Genomic DNA, 10,562 nt, shown 5'->3' with positions numbered 1-10,562 from the left:
TTCGGCGTCGAGGGCGGCCTGCGGCGGATCCGGCAGGTCGCGCCAGCGGGCGCTCTCGTCGGGCTTGAAGCCCAGGTCCAGCGCCATGCGCGCCACGTGATCGTCCAGCGGCTCGCCGGCGAAGTCGTCCTTCCGGCGGTCCTCGGCGATGTTCCCTTCGATCTCCTGGCGATACCAGGCCAGCGTCTCGGCGGCGTCGGCGAACGCGACGGCCTCTTCGCCCAGTTCGGCGGCCTCGGCCTCGGTCCGCTCGGCCTCGTCCCAGGCCACGCGCAGGAGCGCTGTGCGCAGCTCTCCGATGCGGCGCGCGACGGCGACGCCGCCGGGCCTGGGCCGGGGCGTGGTGGCCTGCATCCGGGCGGCGGCCGACAGGTCCCGCTTCAGCCGCGCCTTCACCGCCAGCGTCTGGCGATACGACCGCGCCGCGCGCTGGTAGTCGCGCATCAGCCCGCCGGCCTCGGCGTTGTCCTCGCAGGCCAGCGCGCGGCGCGCAAAGTCCCGCGCCAGCTCCAGGTCATGCCGCGCGATCTCCGCGAGCCCCTGGGCGTCCTCCTCGGTGATGTCGAGCGCGTCCCACATGTCGGCTGGGAGCGTGGAGGCCTCATGCGTCAGAAGCGGACGTAGAATGTGGAGACGAAGAACAGGGCGCGGAAACGCGGTCGGATCCACGCGCCGCCATCGGCAAATCATCGGCATCCCATCGTCTCGGCGTCGCAGAACCGGCCGGCTTGCCCGACGCAAGGTCTGCGCGAGGGTCCGGGGTGCGGGACGGCTTGTGCGGCTTGGGGGTGGAGATGAAGTCTGCAGGATTGGGCGCAGCGATGGCGCTGGGATTGTGTGCGTGGACGGAGGGCCGCCCGGCCGCAGTCGGCGGCATACCGGAACCGGCCGGAGGCATGGGCGCCACGCTGCGCCCGCGCCGCGGCGTGGAGGCGTGAGCATGCGGTCCCTGATCCTGGCTGCGGCCTTCAGCCTCGCGCTCGCGGCGCCCGCCCTCGCGGCGACCCACACCATCGTCTACGGCCCCGGCTCTTGCGACGGCGGGTGCGTCAACGGCGGCGACGAGATCTCCCAACTGTTCGGCAGCGTGCCCGACGTCGTGGTGCAGAACATGCGGCTCGCCGACGGCTACGTCCCCGTCGGAGGGCTGAACTACTGGCCCGACAGCTACAGCGGCAGCTCCGCGGCCTATGTCGAGGACTCCAGCCATACCACCCGGGGCGCGGTGGCCCTGTTCAACAACAACCTGGCGGGGGGCTACATCACGCTGGTCTCGGCGGACTTCGGCGGCTGGCCCAACGCCGCGGTCGACATCGGCTGGGAGCTCTATTCAACGGGAGGGACCCTATCCACCGGGTCGGTGACCACCAATCCGACAGGATTGACGACGGTGCATTTCAACGTCACGGCCGCGCGCAACCAGCCGATCGCGCTGATCTTCGGCCCCGACGCCTACATCGGCGGGGTACAGAACATCGTCTTCAGGTTCGACGAGACGCTCCCCACCCAGGGCGGGATCCCCGAGCCGAGCTCGTGGGCGATGCTGATCGCCGGCTTCGGCCTGGCCGGCGCGTCCCTGCGCCGGCGCCTGGCGCACAGCAAGATGTGCGGCCGTCCTGGCGCGCCCCGAGCCGACGCAGGTTTCCCGCTCTGAGATCAGAGGCCGAAGGGCCAGGTGTCCTCCGCGCCGGTGGGGTGGTCGGCGGGGTGTTCGGGGGCGAGGGGGGTCACCGCGGTGGTCTCGTCGAACCAGACCCAGGCGTCGTACTGCTCGGGCAGCCGGCAGTCGGCGTAGTGGCTCCAGCGTTCGGTCTCGGGGCGGTAGATCACGCCGATGAACCGTTCCAGCCGCGGGTCCGCCAGCGCCCGGCGCACGCCGTTGCGCGCCTCGGGCCGCATATCGAGCAGGAACCGGTCGATGCCCGCGTTGTGCGACTGCCGCTCGTGGCTCTCGGCCATCGAGGGCTTCACGTCCCTGACCTCCATCGGTCCGTCCCAGTCGTCGGCGCAGGCCACCGTGCCAGCATGGGTTCCGAAGCCGATCAGGCGGGCGCTGTCGCCCCAGGCCTCGCGGCAGAGCTGGCCCAGGTTCACCTCGTCGCGCATCGCGCCCATCTCGGTGGCCCGCGCGTCGCCGATGTGGCTGTTGTGCGCCCAGACCACCGCCTTGGCGTCGCGCCGGGCGTCCAGCAGCGCCTTCAGCGTGTCGAACATGTGCGTGTCGCGCAGGTTCCAGGCCTCCGCGCCGCCGTAGTACATGGCCCGGTAGTAGGCCTCGGCGTCCTTCACCAGCCGCGCGCTCTGCGCCGCGTCCAGCAGGTCCTCGTCGGCGCGGCCGCGCTCGCGGAACTGGCGGTCCAGCATCTCGCGCAGCATGGCCGTCACCGCGCCCTCGCAGGCCGCGTAGCGCCCGGACACCGCCATCCGCCCGTAAGCCGCCGGCTCCTGCGCCCAGGGCGTCAGGCAGCCGTAGCGCTCGCGCGCCACCTTCGCCGCCTCGGGGTCCACGCGCTCCAGGTAGTCCACCACCGCCCGCATCGAGCCGGCGAGGTTGTAGAGGTCGAGGCCCGCGATCCGGGCCTGCGAGCCGCGCCCGTGGCTGGCGTTGTGGGCGGCGAGCCACCGCAGGAAGCCGTCGAACTCGCGGTTCTTCCACATCCACTGCGGAAACCGCGCGAAGGCGCCGCCGGGCGGGCGGGGCTTGCCGCGCACGCGGGCGTCCAGCGCCTGGGCGTCGGGCCAGTCGGCCTCCAGCGCCACGATGCTGAAGCCCCGATGCTCGATCAGCCAGCGGGTGATGGCCGCGCGGGCGCGGTAGAACTCGCTGGTCCCATGGCTCGCTTCGCCCAGCAGCACCACGCGGGCGTCGCCGAACCGGTCGAACAGCCTGCCGAACTCGGGGTCGTCGATGGGAGGGAGCGGCTCGGCCGCGGCGGCGATGACGCCCGCCGGTCCGCGGGGCAGCAGGCGGTCGCGCCCGACCTGACGCCGCTCGACGGGGGAACCGATGTCGGGCATGGCCAAGCTACTCCGGACGCGAACTGGGAGAACCTCCAGACCGTGGCGCGGGTTCCCGGCGGAACCGGGTTGGAAGCAAGGCGAAATGACGGCGCGCGATCTGCGAACGGCGCAGACGTCGGACCGGGCGCGACGGGGCGCCGCCGCCCGCCGGCTTCCTTCCCGCGAGAAGCCATGGTCTCCTGCCCGCGGAGGGGGACATGGCGGACAGGGACATCGGAATGCAGTCGGGCGTCTGGCGCGCAGGGCTCCTCTTCTGCGCCGCGCTCGGCCTCGCTGCGGGCTTTGCGGCGGTCGTCGCATTCCTCCACGCCGCGGCGACCGGCCTGCTGGGCAAGCCGCAGGTCGACGCCTGGGTGGTGGGCGACCACAGCGTGCTCGCCGGCTGGCTGGGCGCAGCGTCGGCCATCGCCAACATCATGGTCGCGGTCATCGCCTGGTACGCGATCCGCTTCGCGAGAAACCAGGCGATCGAGGCCAACCGCGCGCGCGTCGCGACGCTCTATGCCGAAGTGCATAAGATGTGGAACGCAGCCGATTTCACACAGTCGCGCGATCTGGTCCGGGCCCTGACCCACGAGTACGACAGGAAGCTGCCGGAGTTCGACGAACAGTTCGGCGGAGACGCGACGAAGATACCGACCAAGGCGCAGTATATCGCCACAATCCTGATCTCGATGAGGGATGCAGATCGCAAGACGTACAACAAGTACACGAAGTGCCTGGATATCCTAGAATACTTCGGGGCGGCCTGCCGACGGGAGATCATGGACTGGGAAATGCTCATGGAGATGTATGGCGGGCAGGTCGGCGGCATGTCGGCCGCCCTGACGGAATTCTGCCTGCAGCTCCAGGTGCGCATCGAAGCGGAGAAGTACGGGCACGCAAGTTCCGTCTACGCCAACGCGCTGTGGCTGTTCGACCGGAACGAGACCTACGCGCCCTTCAGATTTCAGGTGAACCCGAAGCACTTGTTGCCCATACCGGGCGCATGATCGCTCTACGGTCCCTCGCGCCCGGGCCATGCCTCCTCGTCGCCCTGGTCCTCGCCGGCTGCAGCAGCGCTCCGCAGCGGGCGGCCTGCCCGGCCGGGCAGGTCTGCCTGGAATACGGCAACAACTCCGAGCCCCAGACGCTCGACCCGCAGAAGGCCAACCTTCTCGACGAGTCCTCGATCATCAACGACATGATGATGGGCCTGACGACGGAGGCCCCCGACGCCAGTCCGATCCCCGGCGCCGCCACCCACTGGGAAACCAGCCCCGACGGCCTCGTCTGGACCTTCCACCTGCGCGACGCGAAATGGTCGGACGGCGCGCCCGTCACCGCGGACGACTTCGTCTTCGGCCTGCGCCGCACGCTCGATCCGAAGACGGCGTCGATCTACGCCTACCTGCTCTACGCCATCGAGAACGGCCAGCAGGTCAACGAGGGCAAGCTGCCGCTCACCGCGCTCGGCGTCTCGGCGCCCGACCCGAAGACGGTGGTGATCCGCCTGATCCACCCCGTGCCCTACCTGCCCGAACTGACGAAGCACCAGAGCTTCTTCCCGGCCCCGCAGCATGTGGTGGAGCGGTACGGCGACGGCTGGGTGAAGCCCGGCCGCTACGTTTCCAACGGCGCCTTCAAGCTGACCGCCTGGAAGCTCGGCGACCGCATCACCGCCGAGAAGAACCCGTACTTCTACGATGCGAAGAACGTCTGCCTCGACCGCGTGAACTACTATCCGACCCCCGACGTGGTCTCGGCCGAGCGGCGGGTCGCCCGCGGCGAACTCGACCTCAACACCCGCTTCCAGTCCAACCGCTACCAGCGGCTGAAGGAGACCATGCCGGGCGTGGCGCACACCGACGTGTCGCTCGCCACCGCCTATCTCAGTTTCAACACCCGCGACGTCGCCGCCTTCCGCGACGTGCGCGTGCGCCGCGCGCTTTCGATGAGCGTCGACCGCGCGTTCATCACGGGCAAGCTGCTGCGCGCGGGCCAGCAGCCGGCCTATTCGTTCGTGCCGCCGATCACCGCGGGCTACGTCAAGGACACGCCGAAGGTGCGCTGGGCGGGGCTCACCTTCGAGCAGCGGACGGCGGAGGCGAAGCGCCTGCTGGCGCAGGCCGGCTACTCGAAGGCCCGGCCGCTCGCGCTCACCATCACCACGCCCAACAACACCGACACGCTGCTGCTCATGGAGGCGGTGCAGGCCGACTGGCGGGCGCTGGGCCTCGTCGACGTGAAGATCGAGCAGAACGAGGCGGGCGTCGCCTTCGCCGCCTACCGAAACCGCGCCTTCGAGATCGGCTCGATGAGCTGGTACGGCGACTTCAACGATCCGGTCACCTTCCTGGGCCTCTTCAAGAGCGACACCGGCGCGCAGAACTACGGCGACTACAAGAACCCCGCCTACGACGCCCTGCTGGCCGCCGCCGACCAGGAGCCCGACCTGGGGAAGCGCGCCACGATCCTCGCCCGCGCCGAGCAGCTCATGCTGGACGACGAGGCCAGCATCCCGATCTTCTTCGTGGTGAACCGCAACCTGGTCTCCCGGCGCGTCACCGGCTGGGTCGACAACGCCCCCAACTTCCACCGCTCCAGGTGGATGTGCCTGAAGAGGTGAGGCGATCCCCGCGCCCGGCCTCGCGGCGGCGTGGGAGAGGGCGGCCGGCTACGCCCGCGCGTGGACGGCGCCTTCGGCCTCGAGCGGGTGGTCCAGGCGGGCGATCATCTCCCTGGGGCAGACCTGCCAGAACCGGGCGACGGCGAGGTCCCAGTTGCGCAGGAGATCGTCGGCGAGCGCCGAGCCGGTCTCGCGCCGGTGTTCCTCGACGAGGTCCTTGAGCACGCCCTGCCAGTGGGCCGCGGTGACGCGGCAGGCGACCACGCTCTCGGCGTTGAGCTGCCGCTCGAACACGCCCTCGGCGTCGAGCACGAAGGCCATGCCGCCGGTCATGCCCGCCGCGAAGTTGAAGCCGACCGGCCCCAGGATCACGGCCGTCCCGCCGGTCATGTACTCCAGCCCGTTCGCGCCGCAGCCCTCGATGACGGTGACCGCGCCCGAGTTGCGCACCGCGAACCGCTCGCCGGCCAGGCCCGCCGCGAACAGCCGCCCCGAGGTCGCGCCGTAGAGGACGGTGTTGCCGACGATCGCCTGCCGGTGCGGGTTCGCCAGCCCCGGCGTGGGCCGGATCGCGATGGTCGCGCCCGAGAGGCCCTTGCCCACGTAGTCGTTGGCCTCGCCGGTCACCTCCAGCCGCAGGCCCTGTACGGCGAACGCCCCCAGGCTCTGGCCGGCCGAACCCCTGAGCTGGACGGTGAGATGACCGGGCCGCAGGCCGTCCATCCCGAACTTCCGCACGATGTGCGAGCTGGTCCGGGCGCCGATCGCCCGCATGGTGTTCCGGATCGTGTAGGTGAGCTGCATCTTCTCGCCGCGCTCCAGGAACGGCGCCGCGTCGCGCACGATCTGGGCGTCGAGCGTGTCGGGCGCCTCGTTGCGCCCGGCGACCGTGCAGTAGGGCTTGTTGAGCCCCGGATCGGCCTTCACCAGCAGCGGGTTCAGGTCGAGGTCGTCCAGGTGCTCGCCGCCGCGGCTCACCTGCATCAGGAGGTCGGTGCGGCCCACCGCCTCCTGCAGCGAGCGCAGGCCCAGGCGCGCCAGGATCTCGCGCACCTCCTCGGCGATAAAGGTGAAGAGGTTGACCACCTTGTCGGGCGTGCCGGCGAACCTGGCGCGCAGCGCCTCGTCCTGCGTGCAGACGCCGACCGGGCAGGTGTTGGAATGGCACTGGCGCACCATGATGCAGCCCATGGCGATCAGGCTGGCGGTGCCGATTCCATACTCTTCGGCGCCGAGCATCGCGGCGATCACCACGTCGCGGCCGGTGCGGATGCCGCCGTCGGTCCGCAGGCGCACGAAGTGGCGCAGGTTGTTCAGCGTCAGCACCTGATGGGCTTCGGAGAGGCCCATCTCCCACGGCCCGCCGGCGTACTTGATCGAGGTCTGCGGGCTCGCGCCCGTACCGCCGACGTTGCCCGAGATCAGGATGGTGTCGGCCTTGGCCTTGGCCACCCCCGCCGCGATCGCGCCGATGCCGGTCATGGCGACCAGCTTCACCGTCACCCGGGCGTCGGGGTTGATCTGCTTCAGGTCGTAGATGAGCTGGGCCAGGTCCTCGATGGAATAGATGTCGTGGTGCGGCGGCGGGCTGATGAGCGTCACGCCGGGGGTGGCGTGACGCAGCTTCGCGATCAGCTCGGTCACCTTGAACCCGGGAAGCTGGCCGCCCTCGCCGGGCTTGGCGCCCTGGCTGACCTTGATCTCGATCTCGCGGCATTCGTTCAGGTACTCGGCGGTCACGCCGAACCGGCCCGAGGCGACCTGCTTCACCGCCGAATTGGGGTTGTCGCCGTTGGGCAGGGGCCTGTAGCGCGCGCGGTCCTCGCCGCCCTCGCCCGACACGCTCTTCGCGCCGATCCGGTTCATGGCGATGTTGAGCGCGCCGTGCGCCTCCGGGCTCAGCGCGCCGAGGCTCATGCCGGGGGTGACGAAGCGCTTGCGGATCTCGTTGACGCTCTCGACCTCGTCGAGGGCGACGGGCCTGGCGCCGTCGCGGGTGTCCGGGCGGATGTCCAGGAGGTCGCGCAACTGGATCATGGGCATGTTCGCCATGCCCTCCGAGAAGCGCCGGTAGAGCCCGTAGTCGCCGCGGTCGCAGGCGGACTGAAGCACATGGATCATCCGCGCCTCGAAGGCGTGCGCCTCGCCCGAGCGGCGGGCCTTGTAGAAGCCGCCCACCGGCAGGCCGATCGCCGCCGGATCCCAGGCCTTGCGGTGCAGCTCCACCGCCTTGGCCTCCAGACCGGCGAGGCCGATGCCCGAGATCCGCGACGGCATGCCGGGGAAGAACTCGGCCACCAGGCTGCGCGAAAGCCCCACCGCCTCGAAGTTGAGCCCGCCGCGGTACGAGGAGATCACCGAGATCCCCATCTTCGAGATGATCTTGAGCAGGCCGCCCTCGATCGCCTTCTTGTGGTTCAGGCAGAGGTCGCGGAGCGACAGCTCGCCGGTGAGGCCGCGCGCCTGCCGGTCCAGGAAGCTCTCCTGCGCCAGGTAGGCGTTCACCGCCGTCGCGCCGACGCCGACCAGCACGGCGAAGGCATGCGTGTCCAGGCACTCGGCCGAGCGCACGACGATGGAGACGTAGCTGCGCAGCCCCCTGGCCACCAGCCAGGCGTGGACGCCGCCGGTCGCGAGCACCATCGGCAGCGCCACGCGGTCGGGGCCCGAGCCCTCGTCGGTGAGCACGATGGTCGAGCGGCCGCTCAGCGCGGCCTCTTCCGCCTCGGCGCGGATCCGGTCGAGGTTGGCCCGCAGGGCGTCGCCGCCGCGGGCGTCCGCCGCCGGGATCGGCATGGTGCAGTCGATGCGCGCGACGCTCTTCTCGCCGATCTCGCCCACGACACGTTCGTACATGCCGGTGGTCAGCACGGGGCTGTCCATGACGAAGACGTCGGTCTGGGCCTCGCTCTCGGCCAGGATGTTGCCGAGGTTCTTGAAGCGGGTCTTCAGGCTCATCACCGCCGTCTCGCGCAGGCTGTCGATCGGCGGGTTGGTCACCTGGCTGAAGTTCTGGCGGAAGAAGTGGCTGAGCGGCCGGTAGCCTTCCGACAGGACGGCCAGCGGCGCGTCGTCGCCCATCGAGCCCACGGCCTCCTTCGCGTCCTCGACCATGGGCGCCAGGATCAGCTCCAGGTCCTCGAGCGTCAGGCCGGCGGCGACCTGCCGGCGCATCAGTTCCTCGCGGCCGTAGGCGCGCGGCTCGACCCCGGGGCCGATGCGGGCTTCGAGGTCGACGATGTTGCCGAGCCAGCGGTCGTAGGGGTGGAGCGCCGCCAGCCGGTCGAGCGTCTCCTCCTCGCGGTAGAGGCGTCCTTCGGCGAGATCCACGGCCAGCATCCGGCCGGGCTCGATGTGGGCCTTGCGCACGATGCGGCTCTCGTCGACGCGGCACATGCCGGCCTCGGAGCCCACGATCAGCAGGCCGTCGGAGGTCTCGGCGACGCGCATCGGGCGCAGCCCGTTGCGGTCCTTGCCGGCGACCACCCAGCGGCCGTCGGAGGCGCAGACCGCCGCCGGCCCGTCCCAGGGCTCCATCACCGAGTTGCAGTAGGCGTAGAGGGCCTTGTGACCCTCCTTGATCTGGCCGTCCGCGCGCGCCGCCCAGGCCTCGGGGATCAGGAGCGCCTTGGCCATCGGCGCGTCGCGCCCGGCGCGGACCAGCACCTCGAAGGTGTTGTCGAGCGCCGAGCTGTCCGAGCCGCCCGGCTGGATCACCGGCTTGATGTCGTCCTGGTAGTCGCCGAAGGCCCCGGCCGCCATGCGGATCTCGTGGCTCTTCATCCAGTTCACGTTGCCCTTGAGCGTGTTGATCTCGCCGTTGTGGGCCAGCATCCGGAACGGCTGGGCCAGCCGCCATTCCGGGAAGGTGTTGGTGGAGTAGCGCTGGTGGAAGATCGCCACCGCCGACTGGAAGCGCGGGTCGGTGAGGTCGGGATAGAACTCGTCGATGTGCTGGGCGAGGAACATGCCCTTGTAGATCAGCGCCCGCGCCGACAGCGAGCAGATGTAGAAGTGCTGGATGTTCGCCGCCGCGATCCGGCGCTCGATGCGCTTGCGGCAGAGGAAGAGCGCGCGCTCCAGGTCCTCGCCCTCCAGGCCCCCGGGCGGGCTGAGCATGATCTGCTCGATCTCGGGGCGCGTGGCGTTGGCCTTCTCGCCGATCACCGAGGTGTCGGTCGGGACCTGCCGCCAGCCGTAGATGTAGAAGCCGAAGCGCAGGGCTTCGCTCTCGACGATGGTCCGGGCCGCCTCCTGGGCGCCGAGGTCGACCCGCGGCAGGAAGACCTGGCCCACGGCGATGGGGCCCGGCCGCACGACATGGCCGATCCGCTCGACGTGGGCGGCGAAGAAGTCCTGCGGGACGCTGACCAGCACGCCGGCGCCGTCGCCGGTCTTGCCGTCGGCGTCGACGGCGCCGCGGTGCCAGACGGCCTTCAGCGCGCGGATCGCCAGCTCGACCACCTCGCGCCGCGGCTTGCCGTCGATGGCGCAGACGAGGCCCACGCCGCACGCGTCGTGCTGGGCGGTGATGTCGTAGCCGTTCGCCGCGATCAGCCGCTCGCGGTCGCGTTCGTAGCGCGCCGCCCAATCCCCCTGAACGTCATGGCCGGGCTTGTCCCGGCCATCCATGAACGCAGGCGTCGCAGGCATATCTCGGACCTCGGCGTGTATGGATCCCCGGGACACGCCCGGGGATGACGTTCCTTGGGTGGGGCGTTGGCTCATCGAACTACTCCGCGGCGATGGCGGACCCGGCCGCGTGGGCGGCCAGGTAGCGGTGGATGGCTTCGGCGGCGTCGCGGCCGTCGCGGATGGCCCAGACGACGAGGCTCGCGCCGCGCACGACGTCGCCGCCGGCGAAGACGCCCGGGATCGAGGTCATCTGCGTGCGCAGGTCGGCCTTCAGCGTGCCCCAGCGGGTGACGGCCAG

General features: G+C 70.6%; 6 protein-coding genes and 1 pseudogene. 3 read left to right on the top strand and 4 right to left on the bottom strand.

Annotated features, from left to right (window positions below):
* Positions 1-579: hypothetical protein (locus tag JNL41_RS14585; RefSeq protein WP_293476119.1), on the bottom strand; the 579-nt coding region annotated here is incomplete at its 3' end.
* 361 nt (positions 580-940) lie between these two features.
* On the opposite strand from JNL41_RS14585, the gene JNL41_RS14580 reads away from it, so the two are divergent.
* Entirely contained in the window at positions 941-1,654 is a 714-nt protein-coding gene (locus tag JNL41_RS14580; protein WP_293476117.1) for a PEPxxWA-CTERM sorting domain-containing protein, read from the top strand.
* Positions 1,655-1,656: 2 nt separating this feature from the next.
* On the opposite strand, the gene JNL41_RS14575 is transcribed toward JNL41_RS14580, so the two are convergent.
* Positions 1,657-3,018, bottom strand: coding sequence for an erythromycin esterase family protein (locus tag JNL41_RS14575; protein WP_293476115.1), 1,362 nt, complete (start codon positions 3,016-3,018; stop codon positions 1,657-1,659).
* A gap of 200 nt (positions 3,019-3,218) precedes the next feature.
* On the opposite strand from JNL41_RS14575, the gene JNL41_RS14570 reads away from it, so the two are divergent.
* Both JNL41_RS14570 and JNL41_RS14565 read left to right on the top strand, forming a co-directional pair.
* Entirely contained in the window at positions 3,219-4,013 is a 795-nt protein-coding gene (locus JNL41_RS14570) for a hypothetical protein (RefSeq protein WP_293476113.1), read from the top strand.
* Positions 4,010-5,629 (top strand): peptide ABC transporter substrate-binding protein, encoded by a 1,620-nt coding sequence (locus JNL41_RS14565; protein ID WP_293476111.1) that lies wholly within the window; start codon positions 4,010-4,012, stop codon positions 5,627-5,629. Before JNL41_RS14570 ends, JNL41_RS14565 begins: the two co-directional genes overlap by 4 nt.
* A gap of 48 nt (positions 5,630-5,677) precedes the next feature.
* Here the strand turns inward: JNL41_RS14565 and gltB are convergent, their stop codons facing one another.
* Positions 5,678-10,261, bottom strand: a complete 4,584-nt coding sequence (gltB, locus tag JNL41_RS14560; protein WP_293476121.1) for a glutamate synthase large subunit — start codon at positions 10,259-10,261, stop codon at positions 5,678-5,680.
* 100 nt (positions 10,262-10,361) lie between these two features.
* A pseudogene (locus tag JNL41_RS14555) lies at positions 10,362-10,562 on the bottom strand (NAD(P)-dependent oxidoreductase); the annotation flags it as partial.

The organism is Phenylobacterium sp., from assembly GCF_016793285.1.
In the GTDB taxonomy this organism is placed as follows: Bacteria; Pseudomonadota; Alphaproteobacteria; order Caulobacterales; family Caulobacteraceae; genus Phenylobacterium.
The sequence above is the reverse complement of the archived record's forward strand: the minus strand, read 5'-3'. Positions and strand labels throughout refer to the sequence as shown.